Annotated in this window: 20 protein-coding genes; 10 read left to right on the forward strand and 10 right to left on the reverse strand. The window is 69.8% G+C overall.

All coding sequences use genetic code 11. The features are described from left to right. Positions 1-146 precede the first annotated feature (146 nt). Positions 147-971, forward strand: coding sequence for an acyl-CoA thioesterase (locus tag IT779_RS09735; protein ID WP_196148895.1), 825 nt, complete (start codon positions 147-149; stop codon positions 969-971). 79 nt (positions 972-1,050) lie between these two features. On the opposite strand, the gene IT779_RS09740 is transcribed toward IT779_RS09735, so the two are convergent. Beyond that, entirely contained in the window at positions 1,051-1,350 is a 300-nt protein-coding gene (locus IT779_RS09740) for a hypothetical protein (RefSeq protein WP_196148896.1), read from the reverse strand. Between the two features lie 24 nt (positions 1,351-1,374). After that, the gene (locus IT779_RS09745; protein WP_196148897.1) at positions 1,375-2,889 is read right to left on the reverse strand and encodes a class I adenylate-forming enzyme family protein; all 1,515 of its coding nucleotides are present in this window, start codon (positions 2,887-2,889) and stop codon (positions 1,375-1,377) included. A gap of 207 nt (positions 2,890-3,096) precedes the next feature. On the opposite strand from IT779_RS09745, the gene IT779_RS09750 reads away from it, so the two are divergent. The 6 genes from IT779_RS09750 to IT779_RS09775 all read left to right on the forward strand — a co-directional run bounded on the left by IT779_RS09750 (position 3,097) and on the right by IT779_RS09775 (position 8,401). Then, positions 3,097-4,074, forward strand: a complete 978-nt coding sequence (locus IT779_RS09750) for an enoyl-CoA hydratase/isomerase family protein (protein WP_196148898.1) — start codon at positions 3,097-3,099, stop codon at positions 4,072-4,074. Positions 4,075-4,379: 305 nt separating this feature from the next. Further along, complete coding sequence (locus IT779_RS39045; protein ID WP_196148899.1) at positions 4,380-5,558, forward strand: hypothetical protein; 1,179 nt, start codon at positions 4,380-4,382, stop codon at positions 5,556-5,558. Then, a complete protein-coding gene (locus IT779_RS09760; protein ID WP_196148900.1) occupies positions 5,555-6,064 on the forward strand; it encodes a twin-arginine translocation pathway signal in 510 nt (169 codons plus the stop codon). Before IT779_RS39045 ends, IT779_RS09760 begins: the two co-directional genes overlap by 4 nt. A 33-nt stretch (positions 6,065-6,097) precedes the next feature. Next, the gene (locus tag IT779_RS09765; RefSeq protein WP_196148901.1) at positions 6,098-6,958 is read left to right on the forward strand and encodes an acyl-CoA thioesterase; all 861 of its coding nucleotides are present in this window, start codon (positions 6,098-6,100) and stop codon (positions 6,956-6,958) included. Positions 6,959-7,118: 160 nt separating this feature from the next. Continuing rightward, entirely contained in the window at positions 7,119-7,781 is a 663-nt protein-coding gene (locus IT779_RS09770; RefSeq protein ID WP_196148902.1) for a TetR/AcrR family transcriptional regulator, read from the forward strand. A gap of 239 nt (positions 7,782-8,020) precedes the next feature. After that, the gene (locus tag IT779_RS09775) at positions 8,021-8,401 is read left to right on the forward strand and encodes a hypothetical protein (RefSeq protein WP_196148903.1); all 381 of its coding nucleotides are present in this window, start codon (positions 8,021-8,023) and stop codon (positions 8,399-8,401) included. A 17-nt stretch (positions 8,402-8,418) separates the two neighbouring features. Here IT779_RS09775 and IT779_RS09780 read toward each other — a convergent pair whose 3' ends face one another. Beyond that, positions 8,419-8,979: a helix-turn-helix domain-containing protein gene (locus IT779_RS09780; RefSeq protein WP_332838733.1), complete on the reverse strand. Its 561-nt coding sequence runs from the start codon at positions 8,977-8,979 to the stop codon at positions 8,419-8,421. A gap of 427 nt (positions 8,980-9,406) precedes the next feature. On the opposite strand from IT779_RS09780, the gene IT779_RS09785 reads away from it, so the two are divergent. Next, a complete protein-coding gene (locus IT779_RS09785) occupies positions 9,407-10,981 on the forward strand; it encodes an LVIVD repeat-containing protein (RefSeq protein WP_196148904.1) in 1,575 nt (524 codons plus the stop codon). Then, on the forward strand, positions 10,978-11,643 hold the full coding sequence (locus IT779_RS09790) for a DUF305 domain-containing protein (protein WP_196148905.1): 666 nt from the start codon (positions 10,978-10,980) through the stop codon (positions 11,641-11,643). Before IT779_RS09785 ends, IT779_RS09790 begins: the two co-directional genes overlap by 4 nt. Positions 11,644-11,655: 12 nt before the next feature. Here IT779_RS09790 and IT779_RS09795 read toward each other — a convergent pair whose 3' ends face one another. Next, positions 11,656-12,147, reverse strand: coding sequence for a MarR family winged helix-turn-helix transcriptional regulator (locus IT779_RS09795; protein WP_196148906.1), 492 nt, complete (start codon positions 12,145-12,147; stop codon positions 11,656-11,658). Positions 12,148-12,274: 127 nt separating this feature from the next. On the opposite strand from IT779_RS09795, the gene IT779_RS09800 reads away from it, so the two are divergent. Next, entirely contained in the window at positions 12,275-13,840 is a 1,566-nt protein-coding gene (locus tag IT779_RS09800) for an MFS transporter (RefSeq protein WP_198428339.1), read from the forward strand. Here the strand turns inward: IT779_RS09800 and IT779_RS09805 are convergent. From IT779_RS09805 to IT779_RS09830, 6 genes are read right to left on the reverse strand one after another with little or no spacing between them, the layout of a single operon-like run. Then, the gene (locus IT779_RS09805) at positions 13,809-15,167 is read right to left on the reverse strand and encodes a hypothetical protein (RefSeq protein WP_196148908.1); all 1,359 of its coding nucleotides are present in this window, start codon (positions 15,165-15,167) and stop codon (positions 13,809-13,811) included. The genes IT779_RS09800 and IT779_RS09805 overlap by 32 nt on opposite strands. Then, positions 15,164-17,089, reverse strand: a complete 1,926-nt coding sequence (locus IT779_RS09810) for a hypothetical protein (protein WP_196148909.1) — start codon at positions 17,087-17,089, stop codon at positions 15,164-15,166. The genes IT779_RS09805 and IT779_RS09810 overlap by 4 nt, the downstream gene beginning before the upstream one ends. Then, entirely contained in the window at positions 17,086-18,057 is a 972-nt protein-coding gene (locus IT779_RS09815; RefSeq protein WP_196148910.1) for a hypothetical protein, read from the reverse strand. The genes IT779_RS09810 and IT779_RS09815 overlap by 4 nt, the downstream gene beginning before the upstream one ends. After that, on the reverse strand, positions 18,057-19,103 hold the full coding sequence (locus IT779_RS09820) for a hypothetical protein (RefSeq protein ID WP_196148911.1): 1,047 nt from the start codon (positions 19,101-19,103) through the stop codon (positions 18,057-18,059). Before IT779_RS09820 ends, IT779_RS09815 begins: the two co-directional genes overlap by 1 nt. Then, positions 19,090-20,136: a hypothetical protein gene (locus IT779_RS09825; RefSeq protein ID WP_196148912.1), complete on the reverse strand. Its 1,047-nt coding sequence runs from the start codon at positions 20,134-20,136 to the stop codon at positions 19,090-19,092. The genes IT779_RS09820 and IT779_RS09825 overlap by 14 nt, the downstream gene beginning before the upstream one ends. Beyond that, positions 20,133-22,496 (reverse strand): dynamin family protein, encoded by a 2,364-nt coding sequence (locus tag IT779_RS09830; RefSeq protein WP_196148913.1) that lies wholly within the window; start codon positions 22,494-22,496, stop codon positions 20,133-20,135. Before IT779_RS09830 ends, IT779_RS09825 begins: the two co-directional genes overlap by 4 nt. Positions 22,497-22,556: the final 60 nt, after the last annotated feature.

The raw sequence follows: 22,556 nt of genomic DNA on the forward strand, positions 1-22,556 counted from the left end.
TACACTGCCCACCACCCCCGCCGGCTGCGGCTCGCCGGTAAAGCGGGTCGCGCCGCAGCGGTCTTCGCGTCCCGAGGGTCGCACGCGTCACACGGCCGACGAGAATGACACTCTCTTTTACAGAGAGTTTGACTTACACTGAGTTCATGTCCGATATGTGGAGCGACCTACTCGCCTGCCTCGACCTGCGTGAAATCACCGACGAGGGCGACAACCGACCCGAAGACACCCTGGTCTACGAGGGGCTCAATCAGAAGCTCGAGTACCACCGTATCTTCGGCGGACAGATTCTGGGGCAGCTTCTCGTCGCCGCCCGCCTCGCCTGCCCGGACAAGGCGATCAAATCGCTGCACACCGTCTTCCCCAAGGAAGGCCGTTCCGATCAGCCGGTCCGCTACGAGGTCGTGCGCCGCCACGAGGGCCGGTCCTTCGCCACCCTCGCCATCACCGCGACACAGGGCGCCAACACCGTCGCCGCCGCGGTGGCCTCCACCCACGCCCCCGAAGCGGGCGAGGACCGGCAGAGCGTGGAGAAGATCGCCGACTCCCCCGCGCAGGCCACGGCCCGCGAATTCGGTCTGCTGCCCTGGGAGGTCCGCGCCGAAGCCGACCTCGACAGCTACGACGCGGGGCCGCCCGAGTACTCCTTCTGGATGCGCACGCCCGAGGTGGCGGAGAACCTCGCGCCGTCGGTGGCCGCCTACGCCACCGACCTCACCCTCATCGGCACCGCGCTGCGGCCGCTGGCCGGGGTGAGCCACGTCGACAACGGCAAAGCGTTCCTGTCGGCCGTCACCTCGCACACCCTGTGGTTCCACCGGCCGATCCGCACCGACCACTGGCTGCTGATGCGCCAGCACAGCCCGATCCTCGCGCACGGTCGCGCGTTCGGGCGCGGCGACATGCTCACCGAGGAAGGCGAACTCGTCGCCTCGTTCGCGCAGGAAGCGCTCGTGCGCTTCCCGTCCTGAAATCCCCGCTCGCACAAGTCGGGTCCGGCCGCGTTCGGCGGCCGGACCCGATGTGCGCGAATCCCCTTCGCGGAGCGGATCAGTCGCTCGCGGGCAGCGGCTTGGCCTCCTTGAGCGCCAGTTTCGTGGCGCCGACGCTCAGCGTGCCCGCACCGGCCTTGGTGACCAGCACCTCGGCGCCGCTGTCGTCGACGTAGCGCTTGCCCATGACATTGCCTTCGGCGAAATCGGATTCCGGAGCGCCACCGGACTTCTGCGCGTCGATCGGCACCATGGGGACACCGCCCGCGCGCAGGTCGTCCAGGCTCTCGGTGGCCTTCACGACGATGACCTCGGTGTCGCAGACCTGGCTGCGCATCCGGGAACCGTTCTTGATCATGATCTTCCTTTCCTGGGACGGCGGCTACTGGCCCGCCGCGCCGCCGACGGCGGCATCGAGGGCGAGTTCGTCGACGAGTACGCGCCGCAACACTTTTCCGGTCGGCGTGACCGGCAGTTCCGCGCGGAACACCACGCGGTCCGGCGTCCGCGAACCGCGCAGGCTGCCGCGCACGTGCGCGCGCAGCGCCTCGACATCGGGTTCGACGCCGGGCTCGGGCACCACCACCGCGACGATGATCTGCCCCCAGCTCGGATCCTCGACGCCGACCACCGCGACCTCGCGCACCGCGGGATGCTCGACGAGGACGTCCTCGATCTCGGCGGGGGCGATGTTCTCGCCGCCGCGGATGATGGTGTCGTCGGAGCGGCCGCCGATGAACAGGTAGCCCTCCGCGTCGAGCACCGCGACGTCGCGGGTGGGGAACCACCCGTCGGCGTCGAGCACCGAGCCGATACCGGAGTACTTGCCCGAGACCTGCGCGCCGCGCACGAACAGCTCACCCGGCTCGTCGGGTTCCACCTCCCGGCCCTGTTCGTCGCGGATCTGCACCTCGATGCCCGGTACCGGCCGCCCGACCGAACCGAGCCGCCGGACCACGGCCGGATCGGCGGAGGCGCGCGCGGCGCGATGGTCATCGGGGCCGAGCACCGCGATGGTGGAACTGGTTTCGGTGAGGCCGTAGGCGTTCACGAAGCCGACCTCGGGCAGCAGGTCGAGCGCGGTGCGCACCAGCGGCAGCGGCACCTTGGATCCGCCGTAGGCCAGGTTGCGCAGGGTCGGCAGCGTGGTTCCGGTGTCGCGCAGTTCGGTGACGATGCGGTCGAGCATGGTCGGCACCACCGTCGCGGTGGTCACGCGCTCCTGCGCGACCAGCCGGATCCACCGCGCGGCGTCGAAATTGCGCAGGTACACCATCTTGCGGCCCGCGTACAGATTCGACAGGGCGGCGCCGACGCCCGCCACGTGGTAGGGCGGCACGCAGATCAGCGCGACGTCGTCGGGCGCGGCGGATTCGAAGTCGACCGTGCCGGTGATGTAGCTGACCAGGTTGTTGTGCGAGAGTTCGACGGCCTTGGGCGCCGAGGTGGTTCCCGAGGTGAACAGCAGGATGGCCACCTCCTCCGGATCCGGCATCAGCGACACCGGGTCGGCCGTCGCGGCGGCGGCGACGAAATCCTCCGAACGCAGCAGCTTGCCGTCGAATCCGCCGGTGCTGTCCACGTAGTCGGCGTCGCAGATCAGCAGCGGATCCTCGAGGCGGTCGATCAGCTCGCGCAGTTTGGGCCCGCTGAGGCGGTAGTTCAGCGGGGCGAACGGCACGCCCGCGCGCGCCGCCGAGAAGATCAGCAGCGGCAGCAGCGCGCCGCCGGTGCCGACGTAGGCGACCGTGCGCGCGCCGGATGCCTGGATGACGCCCGCACCGCCCTCGGTCAGTGTGTTCAGTTCCCCCGCGGTCCACCGCACGTCGTCGGAGACGACCGCGACGCGGTCGGGGGCGCTCGACGCCGCCATGTCAAGCAACAACGAAATGCTCATGCACTCGCCTCTCAACGCGCACTTCGCCGTCGCCGGGTCGGACCGCCCGGCGACGCCGATTCGATGATATTGGCATTCTCTTCTCCGGAGAATAACATATGCACTCGCTGAGACCGGCTGACCGACGCCGCTGCGGATTCGATATCGTGCCAGTACAGCGAGGTGCGAACCCCTTCGGATCACCCCGCGGAAAGGGCCGGACGGCGCGTGATTCGAATACTCGAGGTGACGGCGTCACCGCACGACGGCGGCCTCGCCGAGGGCGATATCGAAACCACGGCGCCAGGACCGGTGATCGCCGTCGCCACCGCGGCCGAACTCGCCGACCAGCGCGCGGCGCACTGGCTCGAACACGCCACGCTGACCTTGTCGGAGGCCGAATCCGCCGACCGCCGCGTAGTGACCGTCGATTCCGTCGACGCCGCGATCGCCGACCTGGAACGGGTGTGCGGCCACTCCCCGATCTCCGCCGCCGTCTGCGACGACGTGCTGCGCGCGAACGCCGCCCACGCCGCCACCCGCGCGGGGCTGGTCACCGAGTCGCTGGCGTATTCGACCCTGCAGGCAGGGCCGGAGTTCGCGCGTTGGCTCGCCGAACGCGGCCCGGTCTCGATCGCGGCGGAGTCCGGGGACGCGGTGCTGCTCTCCCGCGTCGAGGACACCCTCGAGCTGCGGTTCAACCGCCCGCACCGGCACAACGCCTTCGACAACCGCACCCGTGTGGCGCTGCTCGAGGCGCTGACCGTGGCGCGCCTCGACCCGACAGTGCGCGCCATCCGGCTCTCGGGCGCGGGCGGCTCCTTCTGCAGCGGCGGCGACCTGGCCGAATTCGGCGGGTTCACCGATCCCGCGCATTCGCACCTGGCGCGCACCCGGTACAGCCCGGCGCTGGCGATCGACGCCATGACCCGCCGCCTCGGCCGCGACTGCCGCGCCCAGGTGCACGGCCGGGTGCTCGGCAGCGGGCTGGAGATGGCCGCGTTCTTCGGCTGGGTGCGCGCGCACCCGGACACCGCCTTCGCCCTGCCCGAACTCGGCCTCGGCCTCATTCCCGGCGCGGGCGGCACGGTGAGCGTCACCCGGCGGATGGGCCGGTGGCGCACCGCCTTCCTGATCATGAGCGGACGCACCGTCACCGCCACGACCGCGCTGGCATGGGGGCTGGTCGACGAGATCGGCGCGTGAACCCGTCGAATTCTCGTTCCGGACATCCGATCTCGGACACCATGTCCGCGAAGTGAATGTCGGATCTTCTCGACCAGACCCATTGATCCCGGTTAGACTCGGAATACTCCGAGGGAGTGCCGCAAATAGCATTCTCGCTGGCAGAGATGCTTTTCGAGCGGAGATTTCGACGGCTCACAAAAACGGCGTTCGCGCTCTATGATAATGTGATTCTCGTCAATGCCGACACGACGGACCCAGCCGCGGACCCGTGCGAACACAGAGACCGGACTCCGCGATCCGTCACGACGTCGAGGGACTCGACGATGAAGCATCTCACCGATGACGCTCTCGACCCTTCGGGAGCACCACCGGCCGAATCCGATTCGGCCACACTGACTCTCGCGTTGGAGGAGGCCGAAGCCGAAGCGGCCGCCGCCGAAGCGGAGGCCGCGGCGGCCCGCGCCCGAGCCCGCGCCGCCCGATTACGCAGACGTGCCGCGAGCACGAACGCCGCAGGTGCGAACACCGCCGCCGACGCGAGCACGACCGCCACCGTCGCGGATACGGCCGCCGACGCCGAGAACACGACCGGCGACGCGGCGGGCAGGTCCGCTACTGTCGCGGACACGACCGCCGATGCTGCCGCAGGGGCGATCGCCGAAGGCGCGGGCGCCGACACGGCGGCGACCGGTTCCGACAACGGCTCGTCCGGTTCGGCGAGCGAAACCGGCTCCGACGCCACGACCGGCGCGAAGACCGCCGCGGGCGCGAAGAACACAGCGGGCGCGAAGAACACAGCGGGCGCGAAGAACACAGCGGGCGCGAAGACGACGGCATCCGCGGTGACGCCGGATACCGCCGACCCGTCATCCGACGCCACAGACACCGCGCCGAGCGGGGACGACGAATCGCGGGACGGAACGGTGGTCCTCGTGAAGGACGCGCCCGAGTCCGACGCCGACGAGGCCGAATCCCCCGCGTCCCGGCGCGCCCGCCTCGTCGCGAGCATCCGCCGCACCGGCAGGGCGCGCGCGATCGCGGTCCTGACCGCCGTCGTCGTCATCCTCGCCTGCGCCGGATTCTGCGCGTATTCGGCGTTGAACCACCATCAGCTCGCCGAGAAGGATCGCAGGGCGGCCGAATTCACCGCCGCGGCGCGCCAGGGCGTGGTGGCGCTGACGACGCTGGACTTCAATCGCGCGCCCGAGGACGTGCAGCGCGTCCTCGACAACTCCACCGGATCCTTCCGCGAGGATTTCAACGGCCGCGCCCAGGATTTCACGAATGTGATCAAGCAGTCGCAGGTGGCGACCGAGGGCACGGTCAACGTCGCGGGGATCGAGTCGATGACCGACGACAGCGCCGTGGTGCTCGTCGCGGCGACCTCGCAGGTCACCAATTCGGCCGGGGCCAAACAGGAACCGCGCGCCTGGCGGCTGAGCGTGACCGTGACGCGCGTCGGCGACCAGATCAAGATGTCGAAGGTGGAGTTCGTCCCGTGATCGCACAACTGCTCCGTCGCCTGCGGGCGCATCCAGGTCTGGTGGTACTCGCGCTGGTCACCGCGGTCGCGGTGGCCGGTGCGGCGACCGTGTTCGTCCGGCAGTATCAGCCTGACCGGGCGCTCGACGACGCGGCGTCGCGTGCGGCGGTGTCGGCCGCCACCGATGGCACCGTCGCGCTGCTGTCCTATGCGCCCGACACCCTCGACCGTGATTTCACCTCAGCGAAGGAACGCCTCACCGGCGATTTCCTCGCCTACTATTCGCAGTTCACCCAGCAGATCGTGGCGCCCGCGGCGAAGGAGAAGTCGGTGCGGACGACCGCGGCCGTGGTGCGCGCGGCGGTGGCGGATCTGCGCGAGGATTCGGCGATCGTGCTGGTGTTCATCAACCAGACCACGGTGAGCAAGGACAAGCCCGATCCGGCGGTGACGGCGAGCAGCGTGCGGGTGACGCTGACCGATGTGGACGGGGACTGGCGGATCTCGGCCTTCGATCCGGTGTGACGATCCGCAAGCGAAGTTAGCCTACACTTAGTCATGCCCGATCTCTGGAGCGATCTGCTCAGCTGCCTCGACCTGCGCCTGCGGCCGACGAGCCCCGCCACGGGCGGGCCGCAGGCCGGGAAGCAACAAACCACCCGGCGCAGCACCATGACCGTCTTCGAGGCGCCGAATCAGCGGATCGAACACTACCGGCTCTTCGGCGGGCAACTGCTCGGCCAGTTCGTGATGGCCGCGGGCCGCGCCTGCCCGGGCAAGGTGGTGAAATCCCTGCACGTCCTGTTCGCCAACGAGGGCAAGAGCGACACGCCGGTCTACTACATCGCCCAGCGCCAGCAGGAGGGTCGCACCTACGCGGCGCTGACCATCACCGCGCGCCAGAAGCGCGACGTGATCGCCACGGCCACGGTCTCGATGCACGCTCCTGAACCGGGACGCGAACTCCAGGCGCCGGTCGCGATGCCCGAGTTGCCCGGCCCGGAATTCCGTAGGCCGATCGCGCTGATGCCGTGGGAGACCCGCTCGACCGAGGATCTCGACGCCACGCAGGCGAGTCCGCCGGATTACGAATTATGGATGCGCACACCGGAACCCGAGGCCGACGTACATGCCGCACTGGTCGCCTACGCGAGCGACCTGAGTCCGATCGGCACGGCGCTGCGGCCGGTGGAGGGCATCAGCCAGAACGACAACCCGGCGGCTTTCACCGCGGCCACCACCAGCCATTCGCTGTGGTTCCACCGCGCGCTGCGCACCGACGAATGGCTGCTGCTGCGCCACCACAGCCCGCTGCTGGCGCACGGCCGATGCTTCGCGCGCGGCGATGTGTTGACCGAGGACGGCACCCTGGTCGCCTCGTTCGCGCAGGAGGGTTTATTGCGCTTCCGCCCATCGTGAGCCGGATTGAGAATATAGTTCTCAGAATGAGAAAGCAGGAATCTCCGGAACGGCAACACTCCGCGCCGCCGGGGCGCGGGAGATGGGGTGTTCTCCGGTACAGTACAATCATGTTCTCTCCACATGACAGCGGGTCACGCGACGGCGGGTCGGTAGCCTCGTGACCAGCGCCAGTGAAGAACCAGCCTGGAAGCAGCGCGCGGTCGAGAGGTCCATCAGAACGGCGAAACTCCGCGCCGAGCAACGGGTTCAGCGGTTCCTCGATGCCGCTCAGGCGATCATCACCGAGAAGGGCACGACCGACTTCACCGTCCAAGAGGTGGTCGACCGGTCCAAGCAGTCGCTGCGCAGCTTCTACCTGCAATTCGACGGCAAGCACGAACTGCTGCTCGCCCTGTTCGAAGACGCGCTCAGTCGCGCGGCCGAACAGATCCGCGCCGCCGCCGCGGGCCAGAACGACCCCTTCGACCGGCTCGAGGTCGCGGTCCGCCTGCTGTTCGAACTGTGCCGCCCCGATCCCACCGCGCAGCGCCCGCTGTTCACCGACTTCGCGCCGCAGCTGCTCGTCACGCACCCGGCCCAGGTGAAGATCGCGCACGCGCCGCTGCTCGCCCTGCTCACCGAGCTGCTCGTCGAGACCGAGGCCGACGGCAAACTGCGTCCCAACATCAATACGCGCCGGATGGCCGCGATGGTGATGCAGACCGTCATGTTCACCGCCCAGTCCACCGGCGCCGAGGACGACGAGACGCCGAATCCGATCACCGCCGACGAGGTCTGGGACTTCTGCTCACTGGGATTCGCAGGCAAGCAGAAGCAGTAGAAAACGTTGACCGCGACGGCGTTTCGCCTTGACGGACCGGCCGTCGCGGCGCAAAATGTCTATTGACCGGACATTCTTATCCGGTAGGGGGATTCCGCGCGTGACGAGCCTCCCTCGAGGCATGTGCGGAATGCCGGATTCTCATGAGAATCTCATTCGCCAATACGGAGAATGCGCTTATCATGAGTCAGTAAGGACTTTTCCGAGTCGAATCCGCGATGCAGCGAGGCAGAACCGCCATGCCCGATCACACCGACGCCAACCGCTTCCCGCCGCCGCCCGCGCGCGCCCACGTCTCCGGATGGACGCCCCGGATGCTCACGCGCACAGACGATTCCGCACGTCGCACGACACCGCAGGCACAGCCGCACCGGGCGGATGAATCCGCCAGCGTCAGCGTCAGCGACGTACTCGACTACTTCGAGAAATGCCCCCAGTGCGGCTATCCCGCGCAGGCCACCGCGACGGTGCGCCGCTTCGACAACGGCCGCGTCGAGACCGCCGTCCACCCGTCCTGCGGACTGCCGTGCGGCTGGCACGGCGCCGTACAGGTCAGCACCCAGCAGCGCATGCGCGTCGACATCCCCGCCCCGAGCGCGCCCGCCGACGCCCGTCTCTGAACCACGCGCTCGCCACCTCAGCTACAGGTGAGCCCGCGCTCCAACAGCGCCCACGCCTGCGCGGCGACCCGCCGTTTGGACTGCACGTCCGTCTTGACCATGACCGCGGCCAGCATCGCCACGGCGATGAGCACGTCGGAGGCGGTGACATCGGGACGGATGGCGCCGCGCTGCCTCGGATCCTCGAGTTTGCGCCCGAGCAGGGTGATCAGCCGCAGCGACACCTCGAGCAGGCGCGGATCGTCGGTGCCGGTGGGATCGAACATCGCGATGAACGCCGCCGACGTGGTGAGCTGGTCGACGATCACCGCCAGCACGTCGTCAACGGTACTTCCGGTATCCCCGGCCACCGTCTCGACCTCGACGATGTTCTCCTCGAAGACCGCTAGCGCCAAGCTCTCCCTGGTCGGGAAATGCCGGTAGAGCACACCCTGGCCGACGCCCGCGGCGCGCGCGATGGAGCTCAGCGCCACCTCGAACCCGTTCTCGGCGAACACTTCCCGCGCCGCGCGAATGAGCGCGGCGCGATTGCCCGCCGCGGCTTTGGGACCGCGATTCGCTCGGCCTGAAGCTGTCACGAGAACGACGTTACCGCATTTGGGTCCGGTCACAAGACACGGTGTCCCGCCCTGTGCGTCAACACCATCGCGCACATCGCCCTTGACGATCGGTGTGTCCTGGAGCACACTAACCCCCACTACCGGACATAACAGTCCGGTAAATGGCGGTCCGCTGCCGCGACCCGGTGGCGCCCCCTGCATCGGCGCGGATTCCAGATGCACGCACGGCATCAAAGGCCAAAGCATCCCCGAACGCCGCAACAACAACGGTTCGCGGCCGTCTCGCGTCCCAGCGGTCGAGACAATGCGACGAAGGAGCAAGTATCGACCGCTGGGACGCGAGACCCAAAGGGCCGCGAACCCGCGGCGACGAAGTCGCCGCAAATAGACACAGCGACTGGTATCTCCGACCCGAAAGGCGCGCCCTCACCGTCGAGGGGCATCCATGAGATCTCTGCATTTCTCCCGCACCGGGCGCCTCGCGGTACTCGTCGCGGCCGCCGCTCTACTCCTGCCGACCGGGATCCTGTCCGCCCAGCCCGATCCTGGCGTCGTCCGTGAGATCACCGCGCTGAGTTCGGTCGCCGTCGGACGCGCGGCCTGCGGACCCGACTCCGATCCGGCCGCCGGCCCCGAAACCGGCCTGCAGGGCGACGTTCCGGCCGCCGATCGGGACAGCCGCCGCAGCGCGCAGGGCTACAGCTGCAATATGCGGATGCTCGGCAACTACCCCGGACTCGGCGGCGGGATCACCTCGACCACCTTCGACCACTGCGCCTACGTCGGCACCTTCTTCCCCGGCAATCTGCTCGGCGAGGCCCAAGGCGTGCAGGTCCTCGACGTCTCCGACCCCACCGCCCCGGTCCGCACGGCGGTGCTGAACGAACCCGCCATGCTCGCGGGCACCTGGGAGAGCTTGAAGGTCAACGAGAAACGACGCCTGCTCGTCGGCGCGGGCGCGCCGCTGCTGACCGGCGCGGGCCTGCTCTCGGTCTACGACATCTCCGACTGCGCGCACCCGCGCCTGCTCAATCCCGGACCCGGCACGAATCTCGCCATGCCGCTGCCCATCACCGCGCACGAAGGCGGGTTCTCCCCCGACGGCAACACCTACTGGAGTTCGGGCACCTCCCCCGGACTCGTCAGCGCGGTCGACCTCACCGATCCGACCGCCCCCAGAGTGATCTGGTACGGCCTGCCCGGACTGTCCATGCACGGATTCGGCATATCCCCCGACGGCAACACCATGTACCTGGCCAACAACTTCGGCGGCATGGTGGTCCTCGACATCTCCGCCGTGCAGCGCCGCGACCCGAATCCGCAGGTGCGCGAACTCTCACACACCACGTGGCTCGACGGCTGGGCCACCCAGCACCAGATCCCGGTCACCTACGACGGCGTGCCCTACGTGTTCTCCGTGCAGGAGGCGGGCGCGGGCGGAGTGAAGATCTTCGACGTCACCGACGGCGCCCACCCGCGTCTGACCAACACGATCAAACTCGAGATCAACCTGCCCGACAACCAGGACGTCGCACTGGCCTCGGCATCGGGCGGCTCGCTGTTCGGCTACGACGCCCACTACTGCGCCGCCGACCGTCCCGTCGATCCCACCGCGCTGGCCTGTGGCTGGACCTCATCGGGCATCCGCGTCTTCGATGTCTCCGATCCTCGCTCCATCCGCGAGATCGCCTACTTCAACCCGCCCGCGCGCACCGGGGAGAACTTCTCGCTCACCAACTCCCCGCACGCACTCGCCTCGCTCATCGGCCCGCCCGTCCTGGCCGCGCCGACCCTGATCCAGACCATGCTGCAGGGACAGTTCGACTTCTCGCAGGCGCTGAGCCCGCGGACCGGAATGCTCGCGGGCGGCGACATGTCCACCGACTGGTGCTTCTCGGCGCCGGACTGGCGCGGCAACGAATTGTGGACCACCTGCGCCGACAACGGATTCCTCGCCCTTCGTCTCTCGCCCTCGGTCTACACCCCGCCCGCCGACCAGCACTCGACGATCGGCTCATGACCCGCGCGCACTGGATCAGGTACGCCGCGTTCGCCGGGCTCGCGGTCCTGCTGCTGGTGATCGGCGCGGCCATGCGGCCGCTGGTGATCGCCGAGGAGCATCCCGAGCCCGCGCTCATGAGCGAACTCGAGATCGGGTTCACCCAGGACATGGTCGCCCACCACGGTCAGGCGCTGCTGATGGCGCAGCGCCTGGACGGCGCGGCGGACCCGACGGTGCGCGCGCTGGCCCAGCAGATCGCCGACTCCCAGCGCACCGAACTCGGCATGATGCTCGGCTGGCTGCGAATGGCGCACGCGGTCACCATCAATCCGCAGCCGATGGCGTGGATGCACGAGGAGCGACCGCACGCCCACGAGCACTCCGGCGCGACAACGGCCACCGCCGCGCCGACTGCGGCCGCGACCATGCCCGGCATGGCGACCATGGACGAACTCGACGCGCTGGCGGCCGCACGCGGCGTGGACGCGGAGGTCAGGTTCCTCCGGTTGATGCACCGGCACCACGCGGGCGGAATCCAGATGGCGCAGACCGCCGATCGCCTGCTCGCGAGCGGCATCGTGAAGCAGGCGGCGCGGGACATGTTCGACACCCAGACCCGCGAGGCCGGGCTGCTCGGCCTGCTGCTGACCCAGCGCGTGCCCGCCGACGCCCCGCGCTGAGGCGCCGCCGCCTCACCTCGACTCGGCGCGTCCGATCCTGGCGGCGGCCTGCGATTCGGCGGGGCGCGGCCACGGCCTGCCGTGGTATCGCTCGATGTCGGTGTTGAACCGCGCGAGATAGGCCGCGAACACGGCGACGTCCTCCGGGTCCCATTCGGTCAGGATGCCGTCGAGGTGCCCGACGTTCTGCGCGCGTTGGCTTTCCAACTGTCGCTCACCCTCCGCGGTGACCCGGAACTTTCGCGCCATGCCGCCGTGCGGGTCCGGAATCCGTTTCAGCAGACCGCTTCGGACCGTGGCCGCCGTCTGCCGGTTGACCGTGGAATCGTCGAGTCCGAGCGCTTCGCCGAGTTGGGCGATGGTCATCGGCCCTTCCATGTGCAGTCGGGACAGCAGGATGTAGACGCTGCGGTCGAGAACGCGTTCGGTGCGCTTGCGCGTGGCCAGGCTGTATCGGCCGAACAGCATGGTCTCGAACTCGATCGAGTCGACGGCCTTGTCCATTTCGGTCCCTTCCACCGCGTCGCAAGCCCTCGCGCACGGCTGCTCGCCACCACATATACCACGCGCTGTGCAGCGTCGATACGCGCCGCGTCGACATGCAGTATGCATCACACATATTGTGTGCATAATGCATATCGCATGTAGGGTGCACATTGTCGGTCACCGTCGCGAGGAGAGGTTCGTGCGCAGCCAAAGCCCCACCGTTCGGCCAAATGTGGTACTCGCCGTGCTGGCATCGGCGGGCATCGTCGCCGCGCTGATGCAGACACTGGTCGTGCCCCTGCTCGGTCAATTGCCCGACCTCTTGCACAGCACCGCCTCCACCACCACCTGGGTGGTCACCGCGACCCTGCTCGTCGGCGCCGTCGTCACCCCCGTCGCGGGCCGCCTCGGCGACATGTACGGCAAGCGGCCGATCCTGCTCGCCTCGATCGTGCCGCTGGTGCTCGGCTCCGTCGTCTGCGCCCTCGCGAGCTCGGTACTGCCGATGATCATCGGACGCGGCCTGCAAGGCATGGGCGTCGGCATCATTCCCTTGGGCATCAGCGCGATTCGCGACCTGGTCCCGCCGGAAAGACTCGGCTCGGCCATCGCGCTCATCAGCGCCTCACTCGGCATCGGCGGCGCGCTCGGCCTGCCCATCGCCGCCGCCGTCGTCGAGAACAGCGACTGGCGCGTGCTGTTCTGGGGTTCCGCGGTCCTGGCCGCCGCCGTGGGCGTCCTCATGTACCTGACACTGCCCGTCGTCCCCGCCGACGGACCGGCGGGCCGCTTCGACGCGCTCGGCGCCCTCGGACTCGGCGTCGCACTGGTCTGCCTGCTGCTCGCCGTCTCCAAGGGCGCGACCTGGGGCTGGACCAGCGCGACCATCCTCGGGCTCTTCGCCGCCGCCGTGGCCACCGCCCTGGTCTGGGGCCGCTGGGAACTGCGCCGCACCCACCCGCTGGTCGACCTGCGCGTCACCGCACGCCCCAGGGTCCTGCTGACCAACGCCACCTCCGTGGTCGTTGCCATGGCCATGTACGCGCAGTCGCTGATCATCCCGCAACTGCTCCAGCTGCCGAAGTCCACCGGCTACGGACTCGGCCAGTCCATGCTCGCCATGGGCCTGTGGATGGCGCCCGCCGGACTCACCATGATGGTGATATCTCCCTTCGGCGCCCGACTGTCCGCCGCGCGCGGCCCCAAGGTGACCCTCGGCGTCGGCTGCGTCGTCATCGCCGCGGGCTACGCGTCCTCGATGCCGCTCATGGGCAGCACCTGGGGGCTGCTCGCCGTGACCGTCCTCATCAACATCGGCGTCGGTTTCGCCTACGGCGCCATGCCCGCCCTCATCATGGGCGCCGTCCCGCACTCCGAAACCGCCGCCGCCAACAGCTTCAACACCTTGATGCGTGCGGTCGGCACCTCCATCTCGGCCGCCGTGGTCGGCGCGGTGCTCGCCCAGCTGAGCGTCACCGCCAACGGGCATCTCGTGCCCACCGAGAACGGATTCCGCATCGGTCTGCTCCTCGGCTGCGCGGTGGCGGCTCTCGGCGCGGCGCTGTCCGCGACCATCCCGGCCGACCGCCCCGGGCCTTCGGTACCGGATCCCGGTCCGGACTCCGCCTCCGACGACGTCGTCGGAGGCGGGACATACCCGACCGCCCCGGTGGCGGCATTCACTTCCGCTCCACCTGGAGTAGGACGCTGAAATCCCCCGCGGCGAACTCCTGCTGTTCCGGGTCGACACCCTCGAGCAATACCCCGACGAGAGCGGACGCTCCAGGCGGCAGCGAACAGTGCCACACCACCTTGTCCCGGTCGTGGCCGCAGCCTTCCAAGCGTCGGTGGATACCTGTGCCGTTCGCGGGGTGCAGCGGCACGATCAGAGCACCGCGCGGTGCGATGGAGCCGACATCGAAGACGAATTCGTCCGCGTCGGCGGTCGTGTCGGCCGAGGACGTGGCAGCAGTCGTGGCCACCGGGGACGTGGCCGAGGTCGGCGGTCGTGGTTCGGGCGCGGAACGCAGCACCACGACGGCGGCGACGACGATCAGGGCGAGACCTGCCGCCGCACCGATCAACAGGCGCTGGGACCGCGTATTCCCCACCGGCGAAGGAGTATTCGATCGTGAGCGGGTGGGCAGCGGGGCCGATGGCTTCCGGGTCGGGAGCACCGGCGCGGGAGTCGGCGGCACGGGAGTCGGCGGCACGGGAGTCGGCGGCGGCGCCACGGTCACCCGCGGGGAGGGGGGCTCCGGTCGGTGCGACACACCTCCCCCGGCCCACTCGTCGAGCAGTTGCCGAGCCGTCCTGGCGTGGTGCGCATCGGCCCGTCCCGTCTCCCGCAGGTCGACGATCGTCCTGGCGGCCACCATCGGATCGCCCTCCGGCGGACCGGGCAGGAAGATGATCTCCGGGGTGTGCGGTGCCCGACCGCTGTGCTCGATCTCGTAGGTGGAGAAGGTCCAGGCGCGTTCGACGCCGTTGTCCGCGAGGTAGGAGCCCGCGGCTTCGTGCAGTGCCAAGAGCACGGGCAGTTTCACCGGTTCCGGGCAGCCGACGACGCTGAGCGGCGCGGCGGGGTCCGACAGCAGGGCGGCCAGGACTTCGGCGCAGAGGCCGAGTTCGGCGATGGCGGCTCGTCGCACATCGGGGAGTCGGTCGGCGGCGGCGCGCAGCACCTCGTCGGCGTCCGCGAGGGGCAGGTACGTGGGCGTATGGAACGACCACGGACCGGCGCCGATGCCCACCGCGATGGACACCGGAAGATCGCCGATCAGCGCGTGGGAGTGGTTGCGCCCCATCGCGCCCGACGCGGTGCTGCGGTGCAACACCGCGGACTCGCCAGGACCGAACCGGAAGAAGGACAGCGCGGTCGGCGGCGGCGCGGTGGTGCCGTACTGCTTGAGCCGAAGGTGTCGTTCGAGCGCCGCCTCGTACCGGGCGACGGCCACCGGGTCGCCGAGCGAGTCGGCGAGCACCCCGACGCCGCGGCCGGGGCGCGGGCCGAAGCCGATCTGATGCAGGATGCTCACGGTCTGCCCACTTTCGCCGCTTCGGGACCGTCGATGACGCCCGCCATCGCCAGGATGGCGACCAGCGGTTCCAATACCCGCATCGGCTGGAATCCGCGCGGGAAGACCTGGATCCGGCGGGCGGCATCGACATTCGCGTCCCCGCCGCTGGCGGAGACCGCGTGCAGCGTGAACCTGGTGAACTCCTGGACGGGCGTGAGCGCGGCGGTCGCGCCGCGCGCGTGCAGGTAGGCGTAGATGTCGCGGCTCTCGGCCAGCATCGCCTCGGCGTCGGTACGCCCGCTCGGCGGCCGGTTCAGCCAGCGGTCCACCGGCGGGACGTAGCGCAGCCGGTCGGCCTTGGTCAGCGCCAGCGCCGCGGGCAGGTCCTTGGACCGCGACACCGCCCTGATCTTGGCGAGCGCGACCTGGAAGGCCCGGTTCTCGCTCTCGGTCGCGAATCCGCCGGTCGCGGGCGGATCTTCGACGGCGTGGGTGAAAAGCAGGGCGGGGCCGCCGATCAGGAAGCGGCTCGGGCCGCTGCCTCGGTCGTCGGCGTTGCGCAGGTCCTCCCCCGCGATGTCGAACAGGGTGACGACCCTGGCCGCGCCGTCGTGAATCCGGCGCAGCACCAGCATCTCCACATAGCCGCGCGCGCCGGGGTCGGTACTGTCCAGCGCCGCGCCGGATTCCAGCCGCTCGATCTGCTGTCCGCGAAATCTGGTGTGGCGACGCAGGTCGAGGCTCTGCACGCTCAGCCCGTAGGGCGCGAGGCCGCCCGCGTGCACGGCCTGCACCATGGCCGCGAGCAGATGGGTCTTGCCGGATTCCGGTGCGCCGATCATGGCGATCGGCAGCGGGTCGGCGTAGGAGCCGTAGGTGGCGGGCAGGAAGTGCGCGCCGACATCGTCGGAGGGGTTGGGGCACGGGCGGAATCCGCGCCTGCGCAGATCGGCCTGCTTGGCGGGCGCCAGCGCGGTCACGTCGATCTGCGCCGGGTCGCGCTGGTCGTCGCGGAACAGCCAGACCTGGCCGTCGTCCTCCCAGAGCACGGTGTCCCAGCAGTACGGACAGGTGACCGTCGGCGTCGCGGGCGTGCCCGAACCGTCGGCCCGGCCGGATCGCAGAATGGACCGGATCCGGGCGCGGCGATCGGCTTTCGCGTCGACCTTCGCGCCGCGGTGCTTGTCCACGCGAATCCTGTCGAACAGTTCCCGACCGGGCAGCAGGTCGAGTTCGGGGTCGCGATGGGCGATATCGCCGTGCACACCGAGGTCGGCGAGCATGTCGGTGGCGGTACGGCGGTGCTCGCCTCCGGTTTCACTGTGCCACAGCAGTTTCCGTACTTCAGGTGTGGCCGAGTCGACGCCCGCCGACGCCGCGATGACCAGCCCGGCGGCACGGATGTCGCCACCGGTGTCGCCGACGCGGGACAGGTGCGAATACTCGAAATCGCACAGCGTCGCGCAATCGCCGTCCCACCACAGGCTGGACAGCCCCACATTGTTGTGCACCACCCCCGCGGCGGCCGTGCACTGCACGGCGCGCAGCATGCCGGTCCACATCCGTTGCCGCGCTCCGCTGTCCAGTTCGCGCACCATCGCGGCGGCGGCCTCGCCGGGCGGCGCGGTGAGGATCACGAACGGTTCCGGCACGCTGACGTCGTATCCGACCAGGCGCGGCAGCCACCGCGGGTACCGCTGCGCCCCGAACACGAGGGCGAACCGGGTGAGCGCGCGGATCTCGTTGTCCAACAGAGCGAGCAGTTCGGGGCTGCGGTGCAGGCTCGGGACGTACTTGCCCAGGTACACGCGGCGGTGCTCGTCGAAGAGCAGCCGCGCGGCCAGCGCCCCCGACGAGACCTCGTCCCCCGTCACGAACGAGTACTCGCGCAGGTTGCCGGTCGCGTCGCGGCACCGCGTGACGGCCTGCTGTCCGGTCATGGGATTCTCCTTTCGATCTCGCGGCCGCCCGCGAGATCCGCGGCCGCGATCGGCTTTCCGTCGCGATAGACGCCGCAGTCGTCGAGCAGTCCGACGAGTTGTCCGACGGCGCCGCGGATCTCGACGAGTTCGCGCTGCATGGCTATGGTCACGGCGGCGGACCCGGGCCGCGCGGTCCCCGGTTGCAATGCCCGGCCGAGCCGGGCCGCGAGTTCGGTTCGCCGCCTGCCCAACCGGACCAGCGCGGCGAACGCGAACGGAGCGAGGTGGGTTCCGGCCACGAGCGCGCCGCCGGGAGCGGGCACGGCCGAGACCCGACACACCAGCGTGGTCACGTCAGCGCCGAAGGCGATGGGCGCGAGCCGTGGCATCGATGCCATCGGCGTGTGCGCGCTGCCCGCCACCGAATCGGCCTTGGTCACGATCAGCGCGAGCAGCGGCGGACGCAGGCCCTGCGCGCGGCGCATCGCCGTGGCGCGCAGCACCAGTCCGGTGATGACACTCAGGCGCAGATCGCCCACGATCCGCGCGGCGCCCGCCGCCGGGGACCACGCGGCGAGTACCGCACCGTCCACCGTCACCAGCACGATCTCGGCCTGCGCTAGGCAGGCGGTGAGGATCTCGGCCTGCATCGACTCCCCCGGCTCGTCCAGCAGGGCGCCACGGTGGTCGTCGACGCGGGCGGGAATGTCGGTCCCGTCGGGGAGGCCGAGCAGTATCGAGTGATCCGACGGGGCGGTATCGGGCGGCGGATAGGTGGCGGCACGACCGAGTTCCGCCCAGGCCGATCGGAGCCGGGCGTGGTCGGCGGGCCGCTCGGCGCGCAGCGTCGGCCCGCCGCCGCGCGCCCCGAACGCCGCCTGCGCCGCCACGAGGAAGGTGGTCTTCCCCGACCCGCGCGGCCCGAGCATCGCGGCCGCTACCGGCGGATCCCAGATATGCGGCGCCGCAGCCATTTCGATCGTCATCATCCGGTACCGCCGGACGTGGGATCCGGGTCGGCGCCGTCCACCCGCGCCCGCAGCGCGGCGAGGTCGCGCTCGCCGCGTTCGAGCCGGTCGCGCAGCATCGCTATCTCCCGTCGGCAGTCCGCGTACTGCTCGCGCAGTTCCGTCAGTTCCTGTTCCAGCTGTTCCAGGTCGCGGGCCGATGCCGTGCCGGGGATCAGACCGAGCCACCGGTTGCGCTGCCTCGCGGTCGACGCCGGTGCGGGCGGGGTCGGCACAGGTGTGGACGAAGCGGGTGCGGGCGGGGACGGCGCGGGCGGGCGGAACGGGACCACGGCGGCGGTGTCGGCCGAAGGCCGGTCGTCCGCATCGAGATCCAGACCGTCGACTTGCGCTTGCACGATCACCGTCGCGCTCAGATCCGCGACGGTGGCGTGCGTGCAGTGCGGAGCCTTCAGCGACTGCCGTGCCGACCAGCCGACGACGAGCAGGAACGGTTCGCGCGAGCGGGTTCCCGCCTGCCACAGCGTGTATCGCTCGGAGTCCGGGCGAAGTTCGGCGCGACCGGGCCGGTAGCGCAGCACCGCGCCGTCGAGCGCGGGCGCGTTCGACGACCAGCCGACCGGCTCCGCGACCGACTCGTGCGGCAAGCTCACATCGGAAGGCAATGCTTCCCAATCCATCCCGCACCACCGGGCGTAGGTGCCGCGTGCCCACTCGACGCGATGGCGCTCCCACTGGTCGAGGGTCGGCAGCGCCGCGGGCTGATCGAGGGTGTGCAGCCAGCCGACGAATGTGAACAGGGGCCTGCCGTTCTCGTCGGTGTGCATCTCGGAATCGAGATCGGCTGCCGCGCAGGCGACTCCGGTAAGCCACCAGCCGCGCGAGCGGCACAGCGTGAACCGGGGCCGTTCGAGATCGCGCCCGCCCGCGAAGACCGCGTAGACCGCCTCGCCGATCCAGCCCTCGCTGTCGAGCGCGGCGGGCAGCACCCGCCACCAGGTGTCGGCGCGCCGGGTTCTGCCCCACACCACGGGCAGCCACCCGGCCTGCTCACCAGGCGCCACGTGGCTCACCGCTGTCGTAGATCCGCAGGCCTGCGAGTTCGGCCTCCAAGGTGGCCGCCTGCGTACGCATGGCTTCCAGATTCGCCTTGTGAAGTTCGGCTTTCGCGACGATCTGGCGCTGTTCGGCGGAGAGTTCGCCCTTGCGCCCCGGACGGAAGAGCCCGCGCAGGCGCGTCTCCAACAGCCGGATCTCGTCCGCGTTGCGCTGCCGCTGCGCGGTCGCCGCCTCGAGGAACTGGTGTTCGGCGGCGATCGCGCTGCGCAGGTACTCGGTGAAGGTGAAGATGAACGGCGCTTTGAAGCTGCGGTCCATGCCGTCCTGACCACCCACCGCGTCCAGGGTGGTCGGATTCACCAGCGCTCTCGTATCCGGCGCGAACGCGACCCGAAGCAGCGTGCGCAGTTGCGCCTCCACCGCCTGCAAGGCGCCCGCGCGCGAGAGTCGCGTGGCCGCGACGAGCAGATCCTCCTTGGTGATCAGCACGACCAGCGACGGGAGCGGCCTGCCGAGCTGTCGCCGGGCGTGCACGGCCCGCATGATGTAGCCGTTGATGGTGCCGGTGCCGAGATCTTCCTGCAGCGCGGCGGGCCGGTCGGCGTCACCGTCCATCTTGGCCGACATCCAGGCGCCGAGTTTGGCCCCGTCGAGCACGATGTAGATGCTGTCGGACTGGGCGAGCCGCTCCTCGAGTGCGGCGGTGTCGGCGGCCTGGTTCCGGTCACTGAGCGCGCCGCCGCGGTAGTCGAGCCAGTCGACCTCCATGATCGTCCCGCTGAACCCCAGGTCGAGGACGAATTCGTAGAATTTGAGTCCCTTCATGTCGTTGGGCAGCGGGTAGCTGCCCGAGTCGAGCAGCTTGCGCCAGGCGCCGAGCAGATCGATGTGGTCGGCGCGCACGGGGGTGTGCACGAAGTAGCCGTCGACCCCGTTGGCCATCGCCCCGTACATGCCCATCAGGAAGCTCGTCTTGCCCGACCCGCCGGTGCCGAGCATGGTGACGGTGAGCTTGGGGATATCACGTCCGCCGTTCACAGCGCCGCCTCCGTGGTGAGCCGGATCGCGTCGCGCCGCAGCGCTTCGGCGTCGTCGCGGATGCGCGCCAGCGTCTCCTCCAGCCGCACGGCGCCGCCGCCGAACAGTTCGGGCCAGATGGCCACCCGGTGCGGCGTGCACAGTTCCCGGTATTCGGCCTCGATCCGGTTGGTTCGGATCACCTTGTCCACGAACAGATCCGCAGCGTGATACAGCACCGAACGGAGACCGCGCGCCTCCTCGGTCAGCCGCTTCTCCAGTGTGGTGAGCGCATATTCGATGCTCGCGCGCAGTTGCTCGCGCAGTTGCGTGGCGTCGCCGGGGATCGTGCGCGCCCGCGGCGCCGACCGGCCCGCGACCGGTGCGGCGGGCGCGGCGTCGGGTGTGAACATTCTGCGGGCCAACTCCTCTCGGCTTTCCGCCTCGCTTCGGGCGTCGTCCTCCTCGGGCGACTCCGCGTCGAATCCGATGCCGCGGATGATCGGCCTGCCGACCCGCAGCACGACATTGCCGTAGCCGGTGTCGAGGGTGCGCAGTTCCGCGAGCGCGGCCGCCAGCTTCGGCGCACCGTTGTCGGCGGCCACCCGTTCGAGATTCGCCAGGGTGTCCGGCGTGTCGGGATCGCCGACGAGGTGTTCGGACAGGTGCGTCCGCAACCGGGCGGCGATGTCGCGGTACAGCGGCGCCGTCGAGAGCCGCAGTGAGGCGCCGACGGGATGGAACGCTTCGCTGATCCGGTGCCGGGCGGTGCGGTAGTCGCGCTCGGGATTGCTCAGCGGGTCGACCTCCTTGCCCCTGGCGGCCTCGTTGGCCAGCCAACCCGGCAGCCACTCCTTGACCTGGCGCACCCCGTCCGCGATGGCGGCGCGCATCACCGGATCGGGTTCGCCGCGTTGCACTTCGGCCTCGTAGCGCTGCACCAGGGCGAGCAGGTCGTTGCCGAGGTCGATGCGCAATTCGTCGACCGCCTCGACGATCTGGAAGCGTTCGGTGTCGAGCAGGCGGCCCGCGTCCCGCGCCCGCTCGGTCAGCGCCGCGGCGTAACGCTCGATCCGGCCCGCGACCTCGCGCGCGAAGGCGAGCACCGCGCCCATGGCCGCGTGATCCATGGCCGCCAGGTCGGCGGCGAGGTGGTCGAGCAGCGGGAGCACCAGCTCGGCACGCACCTGGGCGGGATCCTGCGCGTTCACCCGGAAGATTCGAATATTACGATGCTCCAGCGCCTTACGCAGACCGGCATACGCCTCGTCCTGCTGCCGGTCCCGATCGGCGGCATCCCGGTCCTGCGGGTGGTGCTTGCGATTGAGCACCACGGCGAAGAAGTCGGCGAGAGCGACGCCGCTGCGGGCCCCCTCGGCGAGATTCACCACCTTGTGGTCGTCGGTGGTCATGAAACTGCTGTTGTCGTCCGGGAATTTGACCATCAGCATCAGATCGACGTCGTTGTGCAGTCTGGCGACGAAATGCCGGGCCACGTCGAGGCCGGCCTCGCCCGCGCCGGGCAGGTCGACCAAACCGATTCTGGCGTCGTTGATCTCGGGGAACTTGGTGGTGATCACCACCTCGCGCACCGCGTGGTAGGGGCGGTTGCGGTGTGCGTCCGCGGTTGTCGGATAGGCGACGTAGGGCAGCAGTTCCCGGATCAGGACGGTCATCTCACCCCGGTGGGTGAGCAGGTCGCGATAGCTCGGCAGCGATTCCTGCGCCTCGTGCACCTTCCAGAGATAGCTCTGGGTATCGATCTCGGCGTCGGTGAGGCTCTCCGGCGCCGGATACCGGCGGGCGGCGAACTCCTCGACGGTGCGCGGCGCGTTCCCGAGCTTCGCGGAATCGTGCAGCGGCTGGAGGTAGCCGTCGCGGAAGGACTCCCAGGTGTGCAGGCGCAGCACCGCTTCCGGCGCGCCCGACCCGTGCACGATGCGGCTCAGCGCGGCCGTGGTCGGGAGATCCTTCGAGGAAGGGATGACCGAGGTGTCGAGTCCGGTGACGGCGCGCAGCAGGGTGCTCTTGCCCGCCTTGGTCATGCCGACCACGCCGAGGTTCACCGTCTCGCGCTCCACCCGGCGGCGGATCACCTCGGCCCGGCGCCGCAGTTCCGCGAGATCGGCGGATACCGCGCGCACGTACCCCCTGCCGAATTCCCCGTCGAAGAACAACTGCCGTATCCCCTCGCGCGAGGCCGCGGCGATATCGCCGTCGACGGTCGCGCCGACGATCCGGTCGACCGCGTCCGCCAGGTCGGCGAAGCGACGTTCGAGATCATCGATCGAATCGCACAGCGCCACCACCTGCGAACGCCGCGAACGACGGCCGAGCAGCGCGGCGTCGATCCGCTTGCCGATCTCGCCGCGATCAGACATGTCGGGCTCCCGAATACTCGGGCCGGTACCGTGATTCGGCGAGCACAACGCGCCGAGGCG

Source organism: Nocardia bovistercoris, assembly GCF_015674855.1.
Taxonomy (GTDB): Bacteria; Actinomycetota; Actinomycetes; order Mycobacteriales; family Mycobacteriaceae; genus Nocardia; species Nocardia bovistercoris.

Coding starts and splice junctions, on each gene's coding strand:
- IT779_RS09735 (WP_196148895.1), top strand. CDS start 147: ATGTCCGATATGTGGAGCGACCTACTCGCCTGCCTCGACCTGCGTGAA.
- IT779_RS09740 (WP_196148896.1), bottom strand. CDS start 1,350: ATGATCAAGAACGGTTCCCGGATGCGCAGCCAGGTCTGCGACACCGAG.
- IT779_RS09745 (WP_196148897.1), bottom strand. CDS start 2,889: ATGAGCATTTCGTTGTTGCTTGACATGGCGGCGTCGAGCGCCCCCGAC.
- IT779_RS39045 (WP_196148899.1), top strand. CDS start 4,380: ATGAAGCATCTCACCGATGACGCTCTCGACCCTTCGGGAGCACCACCG.
- IT779_RS09765 (WP_196148901.1), top strand. CDS start 6,098: ATGCCCGATCTCTGGAGCGATCTGCTCAGCTGCCTCGACCTGCGCCTG.
- IT779_RS09775 (WP_196148903.1), top strand. CDS start 8,021: ATGCCCGATCACACCGACGCCAACCGCTTCCCGCCGCCGCCCGCGCGC.
- IT779_RS09785 (WP_196148904.1), top strand. CDS start 9,407: ATGAGATCTCTGCATTTCTCCCGCACCGGGCGCCTCGCGGTACTCGTC.
- IT779_RS09790 (WP_196148905.1), top strand. CDS start 10,978: ATGACCCGCGCGCACTGGATCAGGTACGCCGCGTTCGCCGGGCTCGCG.
- IT779_RS09795 (WP_196148906.1), bottom strand. CDS start 12,147: ATGGACAAGGCCGTCGACTCGATCGAGTTCGAGACCATGCTGTTCGGC.
- IT779_RS09800 (WP_198428339.1), top strand. CDS start 12,275: ATGCATATCGCATGTAGGGTGCACATTGTCGGTCACCGTCGCGAGGAG.
- IT779_RS09810 (WP_196148909.1), bottom strand. CDS start 17,089: ATGACCGGACAGCAGGCCGTCACGCGGTGCCGCGACGCGACCGGCAAC.
- IT779_RS09815 (WP_196148910.1), bottom strand. CDS start 18,057: ATGACGATCGAAATGGCTGCGGCGCCGCATATCTGGGATCCGCCGGTA.
- IT779_RS09830 (WP_196148913.1), bottom strand. CDS start 22,496: ATGTCTGATCGCGGCGAGATCGGCAAGCGGATCGACGCCGCGCTGCTC.